General features: G+C 73.6%; 15 protein-coding genes. 8 read left to right on the top strand and 7 right to left on the bottom strand.

Annotated elements, in window-relative coordinates:
- Positions 1-65 precede the first annotated feature (65 nt).
- Positions 66-1,223: a Gfo/Idh/MocA family oxidoreductase gene (locus AB0K14_RS13350; protein ID WP_360450189.1), complete on the top strand. Its 1,158-nt coding sequence runs from the start codon at positions 66-68 to the stop codon at positions 1,221-1,223.
- Entirely contained in the window at positions 1,220-2,224 is a 1,005-nt protein-coding gene (locus tag AB0K14_RS13355; protein ID WP_360450192.1) for a sugar phosphate isomerase/epimerase family protein, read from the top strand. Before AB0K14_RS13350 ends, AB0K14_RS13355 begins: the two co-directional genes overlap by 4 nt.
- A gap of 139 nt (positions 2,225-2,363) precedes the next feature.
- Here AB0K14_RS13355 and AB0K14_RS13360 read toward each other — a convergent pair whose 3' ends face one another.
- Positions 2,364-3,533: a cytochrome P450 gene (locus tag AB0K14_RS13360; RefSeq protein ID WP_360450195.1), complete on the bottom strand. Its 1,170-nt coding sequence runs from the start codon at positions 3,531-3,533 to the stop codon at positions 2,364-2,366.
- A 62-nt stretch (positions 3,534-3,595) separates the two neighbouring features.
- Here AB0K14_RS13360 and AB0K14_RS13365 point away from each other — a divergent pair, with 62 nt between their 5' ends.
- The gene (locus tag AB0K14_RS13365; protein WP_360450198.1) at positions 3,596-4,900 is read left to right on the top strand and encodes a CoA transferase; all 1,305 of its coding nucleotides are present in this window, start codon (positions 3,596-3,598) and stop codon (positions 4,898-4,900) included.
- An 8-nt stretch (positions 4,901-4,908) separates the two neighbouring features.
- Positions 4,909-5,925, top strand: a complete 1,017-nt coding sequence (locus AB0K14_RS13370) for a hypothetical protein (protein WP_360450201.1) — start codon at positions 4,909-4,911, stop codon at positions 5,923-5,925.
- Here AB0K14_RS13370 and AB0K14_RS13375 read toward each other — a convergent pair.
- Positions 5,902-6,738 (bottom strand): hypothetical protein, encoded by an 837-nt coding sequence (locus AB0K14_RS13375; RefSeq protein ID WP_360450203.1) that lies wholly within the window; start codon positions 6,736-6,738, stop codon positions 5,902-5,904. The genes AB0K14_RS13370 and AB0K14_RS13375 overlap by 24 nt on opposite strands.
- Positions 6,739-7,003: 265 nt before the next feature.
- On the opposite strand from AB0K14_RS13375, the gene AB0K14_RS13380 reads away from it, so the two are divergent.
- The gene (locus AB0K14_RS13380) at positions 7,004-8,662 is read left to right on the top strand and encodes a serine/threonine-protein kinase (RefSeq protein WP_360450206.1); all 1,659 of its coding nucleotides are present in this window, start codon (positions 7,004-7,006) and stop codon (positions 8,660-8,662) included.
- A gap of 1 nt (position 8,663) precedes the next feature.
- Positions 8,664-9,188 (top strand): GNAT family N-acetyltransferase, encoded by a 525-nt coding sequence (locus AB0K14_RS13385; protein WP_360450209.1) that lies wholly within the window; start codon positions 8,664-8,666, stop codon positions 9,186-9,188.
- Between the two features lie 10 nt (positions 9,189-9,198).
- On the opposite strand, the gene AB0K14_RS13390 is transcribed toward AB0K14_RS13385, so the two are convergent.
- A complete protein-coding gene (locus AB0K14_RS13390; RefSeq protein ID WP_360450212.1) occupies positions 9,199-10,140 on the bottom strand; it encodes a GNAT family N-acetyltransferase in 942 nt (313 codons plus the stop codon).
- 66 nt (positions 10,141-10,206) lie between these two features.
- Here AB0K14_RS13390 and AB0K14_RS13395 point away from each other — a divergent pair, with 66 nt between their 5' ends.
- Positions 10,207-12,423 (top strand): M20/M25/M40 family metallo-hydrolase, encoded by a 2,217-nt coding sequence (locus tag AB0K14_RS13395; RefSeq protein WP_360450215.1) that lies wholly within the window; start codon positions 10,207-10,209, stop codon positions 12,421-12,423.
- Between the two features lie 13 nt (positions 12,424-12,436).
- On the opposite strand, the gene AB0K14_RS13400 is transcribed toward AB0K14_RS13395, so the two are convergent.
- The 4 genes from AB0K14_RS13400 to AB0K14_RS13415 form a co-directional block, all read right to left on the bottom strand.
- On the bottom strand, positions 12,437-13,885 hold the full coding sequence (locus tag AB0K14_RS13400; protein WP_360450222.1) for a nitrilase-related carbon-nitrogen hydrolase: 1,449 nt from the start codon (positions 13,883-13,885) through the stop codon (positions 12,437-12,439).
- A complete protein-coding gene (locus tag AB0K14_RS13405) occupies positions 13,869-14,444 on the bottom strand; it encodes a TetR/AcrR family transcriptional regulator (protein WP_360450225.1) in 576 nt (191 codons plus the stop codon). Before AB0K14_RS13405 ends, AB0K14_RS13400 begins: the two co-directional genes overlap by 17 nt.
- Before the next feature lie 108 nt (positions 14,445-14,552).
- Positions 14,553-15,782 carry a D-mannonate dehydratase ManD gene (manD, locus tag AB0K14_RS13410; RefSeq protein ID WP_360450228.1) on the bottom strand — a complete coding sequence of 410 codons (1,230 nt, stop codon included), beginning with the start codon at positions 15,780-15,782 and terminating at the stop codon, positions 14,553-14,555.
- Positions 15,779-17,752 carry a cellulase family glycosylhydrolase gene (locus tag AB0K14_RS13415; protein WP_360450230.1) on the bottom strand — a complete coding sequence of 658 codons (1,974 nt, stop codon included), beginning with the start codon at positions 17,750-17,752 and terminating at the stop codon, positions 15,779-15,781. The genes manD and AB0K14_RS13415 overlap by 4 nt, the downstream gene beginning before the upstream one ends.
- Before the next feature lie 69 nt (positions 17,753-17,821).
- Here AB0K14_RS13415 and AB0K14_RS13420 point away from each other — a divergent pair, with 69 nt between their 5' ends.
- Entirely contained in the window at positions 17,822-18,862 is a 1,041-nt protein-coding gene (locus tag AB0K14_RS13420) for a LacI family DNA-binding transcriptional regulator (RefSeq protein ID WP_360450233.1), read from the top strand.
- Positions 18,863-18,867 lie beyond the last annotated feature (5 nt).

Here is an 18,867-nt window from a genome sequence, read left to right on the forward strand (position 1 = left end):
GTGAACACCTCCCCGGTGCGCGCACTCGACGTGGTTCGGCCCGACACCGCTGCGAAAGGCTGTTGATGACGGAAGAGATCGGCGTGGGCATGGTCGGCCACGCGTTCATGGGCGCGGTGCACTCGCACGCCTGGCGCAGCGTCCACCGGTTCTTCGACGTGCCCCTGACGCCCCGGCTGGCCGTCCTCGGCGGACGTGACGCGGTGCGCACCCAGGAGGCGGCGACCAAGTACGGCTGGGCCGCGGTCGAGACCGACTGGCGCGCGCTGGTCGCCCGGGACGACGTCGACCTCGTCGACATCTGCACCCCCGGCGACACGCACGCCGAGATCGCGCTCGCCGCGCTCGCCGCCGGCAAGCACGTGCTGTGCGAGAAGCCCCTGGCCAACTCGGTCGCCGAGGCCGAGGCGATGACCGCCGCAGCGGCGGACGCGGCCCGGCGCGGCGTGCGGTCGATGGTCGCGTTCAACTACCGGCGGGTGCCCGCGATCGCGCTGGCCCGCAGGTTGGTCGAGGAGGGCCGGATCGGCCAGGTCCGGCACGTGCGCGCGGTGTACCTGCAGGACTGGCTGTCCGACCCGGAGTCGCCGATGACGTGGCGGCTGCGGCGGGAACAGGCCGGTTCGGGCGCGCTCGGCGACCTCGGCGCGCACATCGTGGACGCCGCCCAGTACGTCACCGGCGACCTGATCACCGGTGTCAGCGCCACCACCGAGACGTTCGTCCACTCGCGGCCCGACGGCGACGGGCGGGGCGAGGTGACCGTGGACGACGCGGCCGTGTTCCTGGCCCGCTTCTCGTCCGGCGCGTTGGGCACGTTCGAGGCGACCCGGTACGCGTTGGGGCGCAAGAACTCGATGCGGCTGGAGGTCAACGGCACCCGCGGCAGCCTGGCGTTCGACTTCGAGTCGATGAACGAGCTGTCGGTGTTCTCGGCCGACGACGGCTCGGCGGCCGGGTTCCGCCGGATCCTGGTCACCGAGGCCGACCACCCGTACGTGGGCGTGTGGTGGCCGCCGGGGCACCTGATCGGCTACGAGCACACGTTCACGCACGAGGCGGCGGACTTCCTGACGGCCATCGGCGGCTCGCCCGAATCCCCGGACGGGTGGGACCCGGCGCCGAGCTTCGCCGACGGCCTGCGCGTGCAGCGGGTGCTGGCGGCGGTCGAGGAGAGCGCCGCGCGGCAGTCGACCTGGACCACGATTGGAGACCTGCGATGAGCCGACCGGTCACGCTGTTCACCGGCCAGTGGGCCGACCTGCCGTTCGAGGAGGTGTGCCGGCTCGCCTCCGGGTGGGGCTACGACGGGTTGGAGATCGCCTGCGGCGGTGACCACTTCGAGGTGGACAAGGCGTTGGCGGACGACGACTACGTGCCGGCCAAGCGCGCGATGCTCGAGCAGTACGGGTTGGAGGTGTGGACGATCTCCAACCACCTGGTCGGGCAGGCGGTGTGCGACGACCCGATCGACTTCCGGCACCAGGCGATCCTGCCCGCCCGGATCTGGGGTGACGGCTCGCCGGAGGGCGTGCGGCAGCGCGCCGCCGCGGAGATGGCGGACACCGCTCGTGCCGCGGCGCGCCTGGGCGTGGACACCGTCGTCGGGTTCACCGGGTCGTCGATCTGGAAGTACGTGGCGATGTTCCCGCCCGTGTCGCAGGCCGTGATCGACGAGGGGTACGCCGACTTCGCCCGGCGGTGGAACCCGATCCTGGACGTGTTCGACGAGGTGGGGGTGCGGTTCGCGCACGAGGTGCACCCGTCGGAGATCGCCTACGACTACTGGACCACGCGCAAGGCGCTGGAGGCGGTCGGCAACCGGCCCGCGTTCGGCCTCAACTGGGACCCGTCGCACTTCGTCTGGCAGGACCTGGACCCGGTCGGGTTCATCCTCGACTTCGCCGACCGGATCTACCACGTGGACTGCAAGGACACGAAGAAGCGGTTCGACGGGCGCAACGGTCGGCTGGGGTCGCACCTGGCCTGGGCCGATCCGCGGCGCGGCTGGGACTTCGTGTCCACCGGGCACGGCGACGTGCCGTGGGAGGAGTCGTTCCGGGCGTTGAACGCGATCAAGTACACCGGGCCGATCTCGGTGGAGTGGGAGGACGCCGGGATGGACCGGTTGCGCGGGGCGGAGGAAGCGGTCGGCTTCATCCGGCGGCACCTGTTCGACCCGCCCGCCGCGTCGTTCGACGCCGCGTTCGGCACGGGGGAGTGACGTCCCGGCGCCCGCGGGTCGGCCCGCGGGCGCCGGAGTCATCCGTCACGGCAGGTCGTGCCTGCCCACCGGGCACGCGTGCGCCAGCGTCATCCGTCACGGCAGGTCGCCCCTGCCCACCGGGCGCGCGGGGGCGGGATCACCAGGTGACCGGGAGCGACCGGAGGCCGTAGATCGGCGCGTCGAACTTGAACTCGACCTGCTCGAACGGCACGGCCAGGCGGAGGTCGGGCAGCTCGGTCGCCAACGCACCCAGCGCGACGCGCATCTCCAAGCGCGCCAACAGGTGTCCGATGCACTGGTGCACCCCGCTGCCGAACGCGAGGTGCGTCCGCGCGTCCCGGCGCAGGTCGAGGCGGTCCGGCTCGGGGAACGCCGCCGGGTCGCGGTTCGCCGCGAACAGGGACGCGATCACGCCCTCGCCCGCACCGAGCACCGACCCGCCGACCGTCGCCTCGCCCGCCACCGCCCGCACCACCCCGTGGTGCACGGGGCTGAGGTAGCGCAACAGCTCCTCCACCGCGTTCTCCACCAGCGAGGGCTCGGCGACCAGCGCCTCCCACCGGGTCCGGTCCCGCTGCAACGCCAGCACCGACAACGCGATGGAGTTCGCGGTCGTCTCGTGCCCGCCGACGAGCAGCAGCACGGTCATCCCGACGGCCTCCTCGTCGCTCAGCCCCGGCTCCCGCACCAGGCGGCTGATCAGGTCGTCGCGCGGCGCCTCGCGACGAGCGCGGACCAGGTCGGCCAGGTACTCGTGCAGCTCCTCCAGCGCCGCCCCCACCTGCTCCGCCGACAACGACCGGTCGAGGTGGGCGCGGCTGCGGGTGGAGAAGAACTCCTGGTCCGCCACCGGCACCCCGAGGAACAGGCAGATCACGTCCGACGGCACGGGCAGCGCGAACGCCGTCACCAGGTCGGCCGGCCGCGGCCCCGACCGCATGGCCGCCAACCGCTCCCGCGTGATCCGCTCCACCTCCGGCCGCAGCGCGTTCATCCGCCGCACGGTGAACTCACCGGTCAACATCCGCCGGTACCGGGTGTGCTCGGGCGGGTCGGTGACCAGGAAGCTGCCCGGCGCCGCCTTGCGGTCCACCACCGGCCGCAACTGCGGGAAACCCGGCGTGCTCGGGTCCGACGAGAACCGGCCGTGATCGCGCAGCACGGCCCGCACGTCGTCGTACCGGGTCACCAGGTGCGCCTGCTGGCCGTGCCGCAGCGACACCGGGCACACCGGCGCCTGCGACCGCAACGACGCGAACTCCGCCGGCGGGTCGAACCCGGGACGACGCGCGATCGGGTAGTCCATGGTGATCGACCTTATAGCCGCCGACCACCACCGACGGCCGCCGCGAGCAGCACACTGCCCACGTGGACCCCGTGACAGCGCACGCCTGGTCGGCACTCGGTGGCCGACCCGACCTGACCGTCGACTACACCCCGGCCGGCGACGTGCTGAGCGCCCGCCTCCCCGTGCGGGACATGGCGCGCGCCACCGTCGGCGTGTGCGCGCTGGCGGCGGCCGAGCTGTCCGCCGTGCGCAACAACACCGCCACCCCGCCCGTGACGGTGCACGAGGCGGCCGTGGCCACGGCGTTCACCAGCGAACGCCACCTGAGGATCGACGGGCGCCCCGGCGCCACGTTCGCGCCGCTGTCCGGGTTCTGGCGCACCGCCGACGGCTGGGTGCGCACCCACGCCAACTACCCGCACCACCGCGACGCGCTGCTGGCCGCCCTGCACGTGCCCGACGACCGCACCGCTCTTGCCCGCGAGCTGGCCACCCGCCGAGCCGCGGAGGTCCAGGAGACCGTCTACGCCGCGGGCGGCCTGGCCGTCGCGGTGGCCACCGAACCCGACCGGACCCGACGCCCCCTGGTCGAGACGCGCGCCACCGATGCCCGCAAGCGCGTCCTCCCACCGTCCCCACGCCCGGCCGAAGGCGTCCGCGTCCTCGACCTGACCAGGGTCATCGCCGGCCCGGTCGCCACCCGCACCCTCGCGTTCCTCGGCGCCGACGTCCTCCGCGTCGACTCACCGCACCTGCCCGAGGACCCCGACATCCACGCGGACACCGGCCTGGGCAAGCGCTCCACCCTCCTCGACCTCACCGACCGCCACGACCGACGGGCGTTCGACGACCTCCTCGAACGGGCCGACGTCGTCGTCACCGGCTATCGGCCCGGCGCGCTCGACCGCCACGGCCTGGCACCCGAAGCCCTGCACGCCGCACGTCCCGACCTGGTCGTCGCCCAGCTCTCCGCGTGGGGCTACACCGGCGAGCGGGCGGGCCTGCGCGGGTTCGACAGCCTCGTCCAGGCCGCCACCGGCATCGCGGCCGTCGAGAGCACCGACGGCACACCGGGCGTCCTGCCCGCACAGGCCCTCGACCACGGCACCGGCTACCTGCTCGCCGCCGCCGTCCTGCGTGCGCTCGCCGAACCAGGGGGCCGGCACGTCAGGCTGTCGCTGGCCGGTACCGCGTCCTGGCTGCTGCACGACGTCGAACCCTCGCCGACCCGCGGCGACCACGACCACGACCCCGGGCCGTGGCTGGTCGAGACCCCTTCGCCCTACGGGACGCTGCGCCACGCCCGCCCACCGCTGACCGACCGGGGCACCTGGGACCACCCGCCGACGGTGTGGGGCACCGACGCCCCGCGCTGGCGGGCATGATCGACGGCATGGGCAGACCCCCGGCGCCGGCGTTGGACCGGGCGTTCGCGCGGCGGTGGCGCGAGCCGGCCGCCCACCGCGACCGCCGCATCCTGGTCGCGAACCTGACCTGGCTGGTCGCACTCGTGCTCGCGCTGGCCGCGGACGGCTCGGACGCCGACGCCCCGGTCCCGCGCGGCGTGCGCTACCTCGTCGTGCTCGCCACCCCGCTCGTGCTGTTCGCGCGGCCGAGGCTGGGTTGTGCGGTCGCGATCACCTCGGCGGTGCTGCTGGGCGTGGCCGGTGAACCGCCGTCGGTCGTCATCCCGTTCGCGGTGAACGGCGCGTTCTGCGCCTACTCCCTGGCGCGGTTCCTGATCGGCCCACGACGGCAGCGCCGGACGTTCGCCGAACTGGCCGCACCGGTGGCGATCAGCCTGCCGGACGACGACCCGGTCCGCCGTCGGGCACCGCGGCTGCGCTCGGGCCTGATCGGGTTGATGCTGGTGGCCTGCGCGGCGCCGGCGACGTGGGCCTGGCGCGGTGACCACCCGACGACCTGGCTGGTGGTGGGTGTGATCGGGTTCGTCGCCGCGGTCCAGGGCGCACGCCAGGTCGCCACCCGGCTCGCCGCCCGACGGCTCCTGTCCGGGCCCGGACCGGCCGCGCGGGTGGTGGTCCGGGTCGAGCCCGGGCTGCGGCTGGTGCTGCACACCGCCGACCGGTACCCGCAACGGGTGGCCTGGCTGCCGTTCGACAGCATCGACTACCGGTCGGCCGACGAGGACAAGCCCGACGTCCGCGCGGCCACCACCGCCATCACGGCCACCGGCGAGGGCGAGGACGCCGGCCGGCCGCCGAGCGACTTCTTCCCCGCCACCGTCGTCGGCGACCTCCGGGTGGGCGGGTACGTCGCCGTCGTCACCGACCACGGCGTGCTGCTGCCCGACGGCCCGGTGCGCGCCCTGTTCGACGAGGACCCGGTCGAGGTGCCGACCGGGCTGGTCGACGGTCGCCGGTGGTCAGGCCTGACGCGCCCCTCCTAGCCGCTCGACCTCCGCGTCGGCCAGTCCGAGCACGCGTTGCTCGTCCTCGCTCAACGGCCAGGTCAACAGCCCCGGTGGTCGCTCGGGCTCGGCGGCCTCCCGCCGCTGGGCCGCGACCACCGCGACGATGTCCGGCACACCGGTGCCCAGCAGCATCTCGATCAGCCGGCAGGCGTGGTCGGTGTGGGGGAACGTCGAGGCCAGGTAGTGCGTCCTGGCCTCCCGCCACACCCGCCGCGCCGCCTCGGGTCCGTCGACGTGGGCCGCGTCGTGCAGCAGGCGGCACCAGCCGACGTCGACGCGGTCGGAACAACCGCTGAACTCGCTGTCCCAGGGCGAGATCTCCGCGACTTCGCGGAACAACGCGATCGCGGCGGCGCGGTCACCGGCCTCGTAGAGGGCGTGCGCCTGCTCCAACTTCGCGTCCAGCCGTCCCCGCGGTGTCGTCCCGTGCTCGGCGACGTACTCCTCCATCGCCGCCATCTCGTCCCTGATCTCGGCGCCGAGGTTCCTCATGCGGTCGGAGTACCACCAGAACGCGAGGCTCTCGTCCTCGTCGACGCCGTTGGCCTCGGCCACCCGCAGCAGTTCGACGGCCCGGTCGTTGTTCTCGTCCATCACGTCGGGGTCGACGACGTCGTCGGCGAGCAGCTCCAGCCGGCCGTACGCGGCGGCGAGCGCCAGTGCTCCCGTCTCGCCCTCGTCCGCGTCGACGGCCGCCAGGCGCTCCTCCGCGGCGTCCCCGAACTCCGGCGGCAGCACCCCGGAGGCGACCAGCGCGGCGACGCGGTCGGGCACCGGCGGCAGGTCCATGGTCCTCCCTCGACGTGGTCCTCACCCAAGATCAAAGCAGTCGGGGTGGTGGAGCACAACCGTCACCGGTCCTGATCTGTCCACAAAGGACTCGAATGGTCGTGCGACCGCGGGGGTGCGAAGTGGCGCGCAGCTCACCTGGTCGGCCCCCGCGTGGTGAAGGGACAAACCACCAGTGGAAGTGTTACGACTGAAACGCACGTTCGAGAGGTAACCCGATCGGGTACCCCCGTCGCCGGACGTGCGCGCGACGTTGGGAGCACGGGTGGCGGAGGACCGCACTATCGCAGGCCGGTATCGGCTGACCGAGAGGATCGGCACGGGTGGGATGGGGGTGGTGTGGCGGGCCGAGGACCAGCGGCTGCGCCGCATCGTCGCGGTCAAGGAACTGCTGTCCCGCAGCGGGTTCGACCAGGAGTCGATCGACCGCGCGATCCGCGAGGGGCGCATCGCGGCCCGGTTGACGCACCCCAACGTGATCGCGCTGTACGACGTGGTCGAGCAGGACGGCCACCCGTGGCTGATCATGGAGTACCTCCCGTCGCGCAGCCTGGCCACGGTGATGACCGAACGCGGCACCCTGCCGCCCGAAGAGGTGGCCCGGCTGGGCGTGCAGCTGGCGTCCGGGCTGGCCGCCGCGCACACGGCCGGCGTCATGCACCGGGACGTGAAGCCCGGCAACGTGCTGGTCACCGAGTTCGGCACGGTCAAGGTCACCGACTTCGGCACCTCGCGCGCGGCCGACGAGGTGACCGTCACCGCGTCCGGGATGCTCGTCGGCACGCCCGCCTACCTGGCACCGGAGGTGGCGCGCGGCGGCAAGGGCGAGTTCCCGGCCGACGTGTTCGCGTTGGGCGCGACCCTGTACGCGGCGCTGGAGGGCACGCCGCCGTTCGGCGTGGACGGCAACACCATCGCCCTGCTGCACCGGGTGGCCGACGGCCGGTTCCCGCCGCCGCGCAACGCCGGGCCGCTGGAACCGGTGCTGATGCGCCTGCTCGACTCGAACCCCGAGACCCGCCCGACCATGGCCGAGGCGGCGGAGATGCTGCGCACGGTGCGGTTCGACGGGACACCGTCCCCGGTCCCGGCACCCCCGCCGACGCCGACCGCGATCCTGGCCTCGCCCCTGGAACCCGTGCCGGAACCCGACCCCGTGCCCGAGCAGGTGCCCGAGCCCGTCGCGCCCGCGCCCGCCGAGCCGGTCGCCGACCAGGCCGACCCCGAGCCCGCGCCGTCCCGACCCGCGCCCCCGCCGGCGCAACCCCGACCCATGCCCGCACCCGCGCAACCCCGACCCGCGCCCGCTCCGGCGACACCCGGCCCGGCCGACGCCGGCCCGCCCGCCGAGGGGGAACGACGCGACCGCAAGGCGCTCGTCGCGCTCGCGGTGGTGGCGCTGATCGCCGTCGCCGTCGTGGTGTACCTGGTCAACCGGGGCGAGCGCGGCGCACCGTCGGCCGGGTCGACCACCACCACCGAGGCCGCCGCCCAACCGACGTCGGACACCGCCGCGGCGAACCCGCCCGCCCAGACGAGCGCGGAGGACCAGCCCACGACGACGACCACCACCACGCAGCCGGAGCCGACGACCACGACCTCGGTCCCACCGCCCGTCGAGATCGGCCCGGACCAGGCGTTGAGCGACTACTACGGCCTGCTGCCGGGCAACCTGGAGACCGCGTACGGTCGCCTCACCGACCGGTTCAAGGCCGCCAGGTCGCCGAGCTTCGGCGACTACCAGGCCTGGTGGGGCCGGATGAGCGCGGTGAACGTCAGCAACGTGCGAGCGGTCGGGCCGGAGCAGGTGGCGGCGACGGTGTCGTACACGTTCAAGTCCGGCGGGACCCAGTCCGAGCAGCACGTCTACACGCTGGTCAAGGTCGGCGGGCAGTGGGCGATCGACGCGCAGAGCGGCGCCTAGCGTGGGGCGCACGACGATCCGCCGCGCGGTGCCGGACGACGCCGAGGGCATCGCGCGCGTGCACACGACCACCTGGCAGACGGCCTACCGGGGCGTGCTGCCGGACGGGTTCCTGGCCGCGCTGAACTGGGAACGGCGGGCCGAGGGGTGGCGTCGCGCGCTGGTCGAGGCGCCCGCGGGCGGTGACGCGGTCCTGGTCACGATCGGTCCGGAGGCCGGTGAGGTCGTCGGGTTCATCTTGACCGGGCCGGCGCGCGACGAAGACCTGCGCCAACGGGACTTCGTCGAGCTGTACGCCGTCTACGTGCGGCCGGCGGAGTGGGGGAGAGGCGTCGGGCAGGACCTGCTCGACGCGTCGCTGGCCGACGTCACCGCGCCGGGCGTGATGCTGTGGGTGCTGGAGGACAACCCGAGAGCGCGCCGGTTCTACGAGCGGGCCGGTTTCGCGCCGGACGGCGTCACGCGCACCGAGACCTTCGGCGACCGCGACGTGGCCGAGCTGCGCTACGTGAAGCGACTCCCGTGAGGGCGGCCGGTCAGGCGAACCGGCCGCGCCAGACGTCGATCACCAGCACCGGCCGCATGCCGACCGACTCGTAGAGGCCGAGCGCGGGCGTCGGGTTGTTCGAGTCGACGTGCAGGATGGTGCCCACCCGGCCGGCGGACGCGTCCCGGTGGAACGCGTGCCCCAGCAGGTGCTTCGCCACCCCGCGACCCCGGGCGGCGGCCGACACGCCCAGGTGGCCGACGTACCCGCAGTCCTCGTCGGCGAACTGGTCGGTGCACTCCAGGAACCCCGCCGGCCGGCCGTCCAGCTCCGCCAGCCACAGCCCCGACCAGTCGAAGATCGACTTGCGTGCCAGCTTCTCGTGCCACTCCTCGTAGGTCTTCGGCACGAACCCGAAGTGCCCGGCGAACGACTCGTTCCACACCTCGTGCACGGCCCGCCGCACGTCGGGGTCGACGCCCTGCCGCAGCACCAACCCGGGCACCGCCGCCGGCGGCGGCACGGCGCCGACGTGGTCGATCCGCATCCGGTGGAACGTGGTCGCGACCTCGAACCCCAGCGCCGCGACCCGCGCCCGCAACGCCACGTCGTCGCGGTAGACGCCCTGGTCGGCGGTGATCCCGTCGTGCCCGGCCGCGCGCCCGATCTCGCGGGCCCGGTCCAGCACCCTGGTGAACAGCCAGTCCGCCACCGCCGGATCGGCTGACACCACGTCCACGTCGACCTGGTCGCTGCCGCTCTTGCCGTCCGCCGTCGCGTACCCGACCGGCGCGCCCGCCGCGTCGAGCACGAGCCACGCGTCGCGCTCCGGGTCGAAGCCCGGCCGGGTCAGCTCGTCCCGCACGTCCTCCAGCGTGTAGTCGGCGAACCCGATGACCGCCGTGGTGTAGGCGTGCACCAGGCCGAGGATCGGCTCGGCATCCTCGGGCCGTGGCGGCCGCACGGTGTGACCGGCGGGAAGGGCGTCCATGGCGGACATCGTGCGCCGCCGTTCGGGCGTCTGTCGATCGCGTTTCCACCGGGTTAGGGTCTCCCGGTGATCGAGGGCGCCCGGCGGGTGTTGGTCCTGCTCACCGTCATCGCCGGGGTGGGCGTGCTGGCCGTGCTGGCGTTCCGGCCGCCCACGCCCGCGGCCGTCGCCCCACCCGGCGGGTTCGCCGCCGGACGCGCCGAGCAGCACCTGCTCGCCGTCGCCCGACGACCCCACCCGATCGGGTCGGCGGACAACGAGGGGGTCCGCGAGTACATCGCCGACACCGCCCGCGACCTCGGCGCCGAGGTGGTGGTGGAGTCCGACGACGTGGTCCTGCCGTGGCGGGGCGTGGTCCGGGTGGCCACCGCGCACAACGTCGTGGCACGCGTGCGCGGCACGGACCCGTCGGTGAGCGGCGGCAAGGCGTTGCTGCTGGTCGCGCACTACGACTCGGTGCCGACCGGTCCGGGTGCGGCGGACGACGGCGCGGCGGTCGCGGCGATGCTGGAGACGTTGCGCGCGCTGACGACCGGCGGTGTGCGCAACGACGTGGTGTTCCTGTTCACCGACGGCGAGGAGGCCGGGACGCTCGGCGCGGAGGCGTTCGTGCGGCGACACGGCGTCGACGAGGTCGGCGCGGTGCTGAACTGGGAGGCGCGGGGCAGCGGCGGACCGGTGTGGATGTTCCAGACCGGCGCCGACAACGCGCCGCTCGTGTCCGCGTTCGGCGAGGCGAGCAGCAGGCCCATCGCGAACTCGCTCGCCTACGAGGTGTACCGGCGGATGCCGAACTACAGCGACTTCACCGTGTTCCAGGAGGCCGGCGCGCGCGGGCTGAACAGCGCGTTCATCGAGCACGTGCACGACTACCACTCGCCTTACGACGACGTGGAGCGGCTGGACCGGGGCAGCCTCCAGCACCACGGCGAGACGATGGTCGGCCTGGTGCGCGCGTTGGGCGACCGCGACCTGCGGGCGGGTGCGGGCGACGTCGTCTACTTCGACCTGTTCTCGCGGGTGCTGGTGCACTACCCGACGTGGCTCGCGGTGGCGCTCGCCGCGGTGACGGTGGCCGCCCTGGCGTCGCTGCTGGTCCTGGGTGTCCGAAGTGGACGGCTGCGGTGGCGTGGTGTGTTCGCGGTGGCCGGGGTCGCGGTCGGCGCGGTGGTCGTGGCCGGTGCGTTGTCGTACGCGGCGTGGGCGCTGGTGGCGGCACTGCGACCGGGGTTGGGGTTCCTGGCGCTGTCCGAGCCGCACGAGCGGGGTTGGTTCGTCGCCGGGTTCTCGGTGCTGGGGGCGGCGGTGCTGGTCGCGGCGGCACGGGTGGTGCGGCGGTGGTCGTCGGCCGAGGTGGTCGCCGGGGTGCTGCTGGTGACGGCCGTGCTGCTGGTGGCCGCGACGGCGGCGGTGCCCGGTGCCGGTTTCCTGTTCCAGTGGACGTTGCTGCTCGGCCTGCCCGCCCTGTGGACGACCCGGCTCGTGTTCCTCCCGCCGCTGGTGGCCGCGGCGATCTTCCCGCCGCTGGTCGGCACCATGCTGGTGGCGCTCGGCATGCCGTTGAGCGCGGTCGGGGTGGTGTTCGCGATGGTGGCGGGCGTGTTGCTGCTGCCGTTGCTCGGGGCGCTGCCGCGGCTCGGCGTGACGGCGGCCGGGGTGGCCGCGGTGGCGGTGGCGTTGCTCGCGGTGGGCGTCGTGCGCTTCGGCTTCGCGCCGGACGAGCCGCGCCCCGACTCGCTCATCTACCTGCAGGACGGCGGAACGGGCCGGGCGAGCTGGCTCTCCGCCGACCCGGCGCCCGACGAGTGGACCTCGCGGGTGCTGGGGAACGACCCGGAACGGGTGGCGTCGACCGAGGTGCACCCGACGGCGGACGAGCCGATGATGCGCGCCGACGCGCCCGACCTGGACCTGCCCGCGCCCACGGCGACCCTGCTGACCTCCACCGACGCCTCCGCGCGGACGGTGACGTTCCGCGTCACGCCCACCGCGCGGGCGTGGCGGACGCACGTGACGCTGTCGGACCGGGGCCTGCGCGGCTGCCGCCTCGGCTCGACGGACCTCCCCGGCCCGATCCTGGAGCTGTACGGCCCGATCAGCCGCGAGTTCACCTGCGACCTCGACCCCGGCACCCCGCTGGACGTCGGCGTGGCAGACCACTGGGCCGGGTTGCCCGCGGAAGCGACGGCCCTGGTCGGCCCACGCCCGGCCGACACCATGCCGGTCCAGTCCGGCAACCGCCTCTACGACGCCGCCGTCGTGCGTGCCTCGTTCCGGCTCTGACCCCGCCGGCCGGTCACCTCGCCGCGGCCGTTGCGGACCGGTCGCCGCTGCCGTCGACCGACGGGCGTCTCGCGGACCGCGCCGCGGCTCCGGCGGTGATCAGGCCGACCGCCGCCAGCGCGGCGCACAGCCAGGCGAACCAGTCGCCCAGCCGCGCGTACGGCGTGGGCCCGTCTCCGGTCGGCACGTCGGCGACCACGGCGGTGAACGCGTCCGTGCCGCCGCTGTCCGCTTCCGCGAGCACCCGGCCCCGGTCGTCGGACAGCACCATCCGCGTCGTCCGCCCGCTCCACGCCACCGCCATCCCGCTCTCGACACCGCGCAGCAACGCGGTCCGGCTGTGCTGCCACCCGTTGGCGCGCTCGTCCGAGGCCGGGACGGCCAGCAGCCGTGCGCCCGCCGTGGCGTAGTCGACCGTCGGGTCGGGGTGGTTGACGTCCCCGCACACCACCACACCGGTCGAGCCGAGGATCGTCAGCTCGTGGCCCGCAGGGCTGACCGTGTCGTGGTGCTTGAGGTACCGCACGTGCTCGCCGCCGGACGCGGGGAACGTCAACGCGTAGTTGTACTTCCTGCCGTCCGTCCACTGCGCGAGCCCGACCACGATGTCGACGCCCTCCGAGCGGGCCAGTGCGGACATGGTGTCGACCAGCACCGCGGGCCGCGCCTCGCGCGCGCCGAACGCGGCCTCCGGCAGCACCGCGGTCCGGACCCCGTCCGGCAGCGCCTCGACCTGCCGCGTGTACGCCGCCACGAGCTCGGGTCCGGCCGGTGTGTCCAGGTCGGTGGCCCAGCCGTGGTGGTTGCTCGCCACCAACGCCACCCGCCGCACCGGTCCGCCGTCCTGCGCCAGCCGCACCGCGCCGTGGATCGACACCGCCGCGAGCACCACCCCGGCGGCCACGACGACCCGCGCTCGCCGGTCCGTGATCGCCGCCGCGACCGCGACGGGCACGAACAGGACCAGGTACTCGACGCCCCACGCGCCCGTGATCGCCGCGGTCTGCACCACCAGCGGCACGTCGGCCTGCGTCGTCGCCAACGTGCCCATGATGCCCGTGGGGTTGACCGACGCCACGCCGTACAGGACCGCGACCCACGCGGCCGGCGCCGTCGTCACCGCCAGGAGGGCGCGTCCGCGCGACAGCAGCGCCCGGTACAGCACGACCGCCAGGGCGAACGTCGCCGCCATGCCGACGCTGACCAGCAGGCCCCACGGCCACAGCGGCAGGTCGTGCGAACGGGCCGAGAACGCCCAGTTGTTGGTCAGGCCGGCCAGGCACGACCCGAACGCGACGCCCGCGGCCACCCACCCGGACGTGCGTGGCGCGACGAGCAGCACGGGGAGCGGTGCGAGCCAGGCCAGCGCGGCGACCGGCGCCAGCCCGGTGCCGAAGTAGAACAGGACGGCCGAGCACAACGCGGCCAGTCCCACCAGCAGGCGTTCACGCGGTGAGTCCATCGAGGACCCTTCCCGTCGTGCGCTTGCACAGCGCGCGGAAGTCGCTCTCGGAGGTGGTCATCCGACCGCCGAGGTAGAGCTGGACCAGGCCCATGACCGGCGTGGTGATGGCCAGCGTGACCTCCAGCGGGTCGTCGTCGCGCAGCACGCCCTGCGCCAGCGCCTGCGAGACGGCCGCGAAGGCGGGTGCGAACGCGGGCGAACCGCCGGCGCGGAAGTCGTCCGGGAACCGCAACGCGTCCGACCGGCGCTCGGTGACCAGGTACCGGTAGAGGTTGGGCCTGCCGAGCGCGAAGTCCAGGAACGCGTCGGTCAGCACCTCGACCCGCCGCGCGAACGGCAGGTCCCGGCCCAACCCGTCCCAGCCGCTGGTCACCTCCGCCACCTCCCGGTCCACCACCGCGCGCAACAACGCCTCGCGGTTGGGGAAGTGCCGGTAGGTGGCCATCGCGGTGATCCCGGCATCCGCCGCCACCCGCCGCATCGTCACCGCCTGCGCGCCCTCGGCCGACAGGATCGCCAACGCCGCCGCCGAGACCCGCTCGGCCGTGTCCGTCATGTGTACAACGTACACGGATCCGGTCTACGCTGTACACGTCGACTTCGGTCCGATGGCTCACGGCTCGGACCGCCTGCGGCCGACCGCGCCGCTCACCAGTCGTGCCGCTCACCAGTCGTGCAGGGTGCCGTCCGCCAGTCGGTTCACCGGCAGGTAGGCGGCGCGGTAGGGGAACCGGCCGGCGGCCGCCACGTCCAGTTCCACCCCCAGCCCCGGCGCCTCGGAGGGGTGCAGCAGACCGTCCGCGAACGTGTACGACGTGCGGAACACCTCCAAGGTCGCCGCGGTGTGCGGCATGTACTCCTGGATGCCGAAGTTGTGCACGGCCAGGTCGAGGTGCAGCGCGGCGGCCATGCCGACCGGTGAGATGTCCGTCGGTCCGTGCATCCCGGACTTGACCCCGTACACCGCGGCGAAGTCCAGCACCTTCTTCATCGCCGTCACGCCGCCGGTGTGGGTGACCGCCGAACGCACGTAGTCGATCAACCGCTCGCTCAGCAACGTGGTGTAGTCGTGGATCGAGTTGAACACCTCGCCGATCGCCAACGGGGTGGTGGTGTGCTGCCGGATCAGCCGCAGGGCCGCCTGGTCCTCGCCGGGCGTGGCGTCCTCCAACCAGAACAGGTCGTAGGGCTCCAGCGCCTTGCCCAGCCGCGCCGCCTCGATCGGGGTCATCCGGTGGTGGCCGTCGTGCAGCAGCGGCAGCGACGGCCCGAACTCCGACCGCACCGCCTCGAACACCGAGGGCACGTGCCGGAGGTAGGCGCGGGTGTCCCAGCCCTCCTCCACCGGCAACGCCGTGGGCCGCGCCGGTTCGTAGTCGTACCGGTCACCGCCGCCCGCGGCCGACGCCGCCACCCCGTACACGGTGTCCAGCCCCGGGATGCCGGTCTGCACCCGGATCGCGCGGAACCCCAGCTCCAGGTGCGACCGGATCGAGTCGAACAGCTCCGGCAGGTCACGCCCGGACGCGTGCCCGTACGCCAGCGCCCCGACCCGGCACGCGCCGCCCAACAACTGGTACAGCGGCATCCCCGCGGCGCGCGCCTTGATGTCCCACAGAGCCGTGTCGACGGCGGCGATCGCGGCCATCGTCACCGGGCCGCGCCGCCAGTACGCGCCCCGGTACAGGTACTGCCAGGTGTCCTCGACGGCCGACGCGTCGCGCCCGACCAGCAGCGGCACGACGTGCTCCCGCAGGTACGCCTCCACCGCCAGCTCACGGCCGTTGAGCGTCGCGTCGCCCAGACCGGTGATCCCGTCCTCGGTGGTGATCCGCAGCGTGACGAAGTTCCGCCCCGGGCAGGTCACCACGACATCCACCGCCGCGATCTTCACGCGTCCCTCCGCACTTCCGCCACGACCACGCCGTACGCGTCCAGCGCCACCGAGTCCGACGGCGAGCCGGCCAACGTCACCAACGACCCGTCCGCCACCACCGGGTGCACCACGACGGGTGACGGGTGCTGGCTCACGAACCACGCGAACACCCTCCCGTCGGACGAGTGCTCCATCAGTCCCGTCATCACCAGCGGATCATCGACCCGCACACGCGGTGGCACACCGGCCCATGAGGCCAGCGCCGCGTACAGCCGCCACGTCGGCTCGGGGTTCACCCGCGGCGTCCTCGCGGCCATGTGCTCCAACGGGTACGTGCACAGCACCATCCACCCGTCGCCGACCCGGTGCCGCAGCAGCGCGGGCCGACCGTGCCCGTCCACCGCGACCACCTCGGCACCACCGGACCCGTTGGCCACGTCGGGCACCACCGGCAGGTACGCCCGCGAGTTCTCCGTGCCGCCGACCCGGAACATCAGCTCCTCGCCCGCGCCGATGCCCCCGAAGTCCTGCCGGAACACCATCCGCACCGAGTCGTCCTCGATCGGGTCGACCAACCCGTACCGCAGCTGCTTCACCACGCCGAACGTCTCGTCCAGCTTCGGCCACCACGGCCCGCGCTGGTTCCGGTGCTCACCGACGAAGTACGACGCGTACACCACCGCGCCCGCCGAAGCGCGCTCCACCAACGTCCGCCACGTCGGCGCGGTGAGCTGCTTGACCGACGGCACCAGGTACAGCGCGCAGTCGTCCGGCACGCCGTCCAGCTCGCGCACCACGCCCACGGGCAAGTCCGCCTCCCGTGCCGCGATGTAGGCTTGCCGCGAGTTGTCCGCCACGCTCGTCGCGTCCTCGGGCTGCGTGAACGGGTACCGCGCCTCCAGGAACGACGACACCAGCAACGCGATCCGCGTGTCCGGCCGCCGCAACCGGGCGAAGTCGGTGCGCCGCAACACCTCCGTGAACGCGTGCACCTCCCGCAGCTGCCGCTTCGGCCGGCCGGAGGAGTCGGTCAACCCGAAGTGCATCTCGAACGGGTGGTGCCGGTACGGGTCCTGGTCGGCCAGGTCGTCGTAGTCGGTGTTGTTCCACGGTATCCAGCCCGTCGCGCCCGCGAGCAGCGTCGTGTGCAGGACCTGCCGGTAGTAGTGCGCGGCGTTGTCCTCGGAGACGTAGTCGGACGTCACGCCGAACTCCTCCAGGATTACGGGTCTGCCGCCGATGTCGAGCAGTTCGCAGACGAACGCCGCACCCAGGTGCAGCCGCAGCTGGTCGTCCTCCATCCGGTACACGTGCGGACCGTGGAAGTCGATCAGCGGCGCGAGGTCGCGGACCCGGAAGCCGTTGTCCAGCCCGGTCACCTCGACGCCCCACGCGCCGTCGCCGACCGACACCGGCTGCGTCGCGCCCGCCGCCCGGACCTCGCCGATCAGCGCCGCCGCCCACGCCGTCACCGCGGCGGCGTCGAGCGTGCCGATGCCCCGCGTCCGCCAGTCGGCGTAGATCGGGATCTCGTTGCTCAGCAGCCAGCCGGCCACCGCCTCGTGGTCCTTCCAGCGGCCGGCCAGCTCGCGGACGTACCAGCGCTGCCGGTCCAGGAACGACTCGTCGGCGAAGACGTCCCGGCCACCGCGCCACGCCGGGTCCCAGTTCTGGCCGGACATGTGACCCACGATGAACGTCGGGATCGTCCGCATGCCCAACGCGAGGTGCCGGTCGAGGAAGTCGTCGTACCTGGCCAGCAGCTCGCCGTCCAGCGCGTCCTCGGTCGGCATGAAGTCCGGCCAGTAGAAGAAGCTGCGGGTCAGGCCGATGCCGTGGTCGCGCATGGTGCGCAACTCCTCGTCCACCACCGAGGGATCGTAGTCGCGCCACATCAACGGGCCGCCGGTGCGGGACCAGTAGTTGACCCCCACCCAGACCGCGGGAGCGCCGTCGGGGCCGGTGAGCTTGGCGGAGTTGCGCTGCATGGCCACAGGTATATCGTTTAACCAGCTATCTGTCGAGGTGTGATGGCCCAGCGGTGTAACGTTCTCCCGGTGGGACGAGCACAGGGTAAGCCGACGATCGCCGACGTGGCGGCCCTCGCCGGGGTGTCGGTGGCGGCCGTGTCCAAGGCCGTGAACGGCAAGGGGGGCATCTCCGCGCCCACCCGTGAACGCATCCTGACCGCCGCGAGCAAGCTCCGCTGGACCCCGTCCGCCGCCGCCGTGGCCCTGCGCGGCGCGAAGACCCGGGCCATCGGCATGGTCGCCATGCGCTCGCCGGACCTGCTCAGCGCCGACCCGCACTTCACCCTGTTGATCTCCGGCATCGAGAGCGAGCTGTCGCCCCTGGGCTACGGCCTGCTGCTGCACATCGTCGGCGAGGAGCCGAGCGCGGAGGAGGCCGCCTACCGCAGGCTGGCCGACGAACGCTGGGTCGACGGCGTCGTGCTCACCGAGAGCCGGATCGGCGACACCCGGTTCGAGCTGCTGCGGACCCTCGACGTGCGGACCGTGCTGATCGGCACGCCGTGGCGCGACGACCCGGTGCCCTCGGTGCAGGCCACCGGGCTCGACCGCGGGATCCGCGCGGCCGTGGCGCACCTCGTGGCGCTCGGGCACCGGCGCATCGCCTACGTCTCCGGCCCCGAGGACCGGGTGCACACGCTCTACCGGCGACGCGTGTTCGAGGACGCGCTGGCCGCGCACGACCTCGCCCCCAGCCACTCGGTCGTGTCCGACTTCACCGCCGCCGGCGCGGTCGCCGCGATCGGCGGGCTGCTCGGGGACCGCCGGCGCCCCACCGCCGTGCTGTTCGCCAACGACTCGATGGCCGTGGCCGGGATGAGCGCCGCCCGCCGGCTCGGCGTGGACGTGCCCGGCGAGCTGTCCGTGATCGGCCACGACGACCTGCCGCTCGGCGAACTGGTGTACCCGCAGCTCACCACCGTGCGCCAGGACCTGGTCGGCCTCGGCCGGGCGGCGGCCCGCGTGCTGCTCGCGTCGCTGGAGGAGGTCGAGGACGCGTCGGTGGTCGTCCGCCCGCCCGAACTGGTGGTCCGCGAGTCCACGGGTCCGCCGCCCGCCCGCACGTAAAGTGG

The organism is Actinosynnema sp. NPDC050801 (assembly GCF_040673975.1).
In the GTDB taxonomy this organism is placed as follows: Bacteria; Actinomycetota; Actinomycetes; order Mycobacteriales; family Pseudonocardiaceae; genus Actinosynnema.

What these genes read in the sequence shown, in the direction of transcription:
- AB0K14_RS13405 (WP_360450225.1), bottom strand. Translation starts at nt 14,444, where the DNA reads ATGACGGACACGGCCGAGCGGGTCTCGGCGGCGGCGTTGGCGATCCTG.
- AB0K14_RS13415 (WP_360450230.1), bottom strand. Translation starts at nt 17,752, where the DNA reads ATGCAGCGCAACTCCGCCAAGCTCACCGGCCCCGACGGCGCTCCCGCG.
- AB0K14_RS13375 (WP_360450203.1), bottom strand. Translation starts at nt 6,738, where the DNA reads ATGGACCTGCCGCCGGTGCCCGACCGCGTCGCCGCGCTGGTCGCCTCC.
- AB0K14_RS13370 (WP_360450201.1), top strand. Translation starts at nt 4,909, where the DNA reads ATGGGCAGACCCCCGGCGCCGGCGTTGGACCGGGCGTTCGCGCGGCGG.
- AB0K14_RS13360 (WP_360450195.1), bottom strand. Translation starts at nt 3,533, where the DNA reads ATGGACTACCCGATCGCGCGTCGTCCCGGGTTCGACCCGCCGGCGGAG.
- AB0K14_RS13355 (WP_360450192.1), top strand. Translation starts at nt 1,220, where the DNA reads ATGAGCCGACCGGTCACGCTGTTCACCGGCCAGTGGGCCGACCTGCCG.
- AB0K14_RS13350 (WP_360450189.1), top strand. Translation starts at nt 66, where the DNA reads ATGACGGAAGAGATCGGCGTGGGCATGGTCGGCCACGCGTTCATGGGC.
- AB0K14_RS13390 (WP_360450212.1), bottom strand. Translation starts at nt 10,140, where the DNA reads ATGGACGCCCTTCCCGCCGGTCACACCGTGCGGCCGCCACGGCCCGAG.
- AB0K14_RS13400 (WP_360450222.1), bottom strand. Translation starts at nt 13,885, where the DNA reads ATGGACTCACCGCGTGAACGCCTGCTGGTGGGACTGGCCGCGTTGTGC.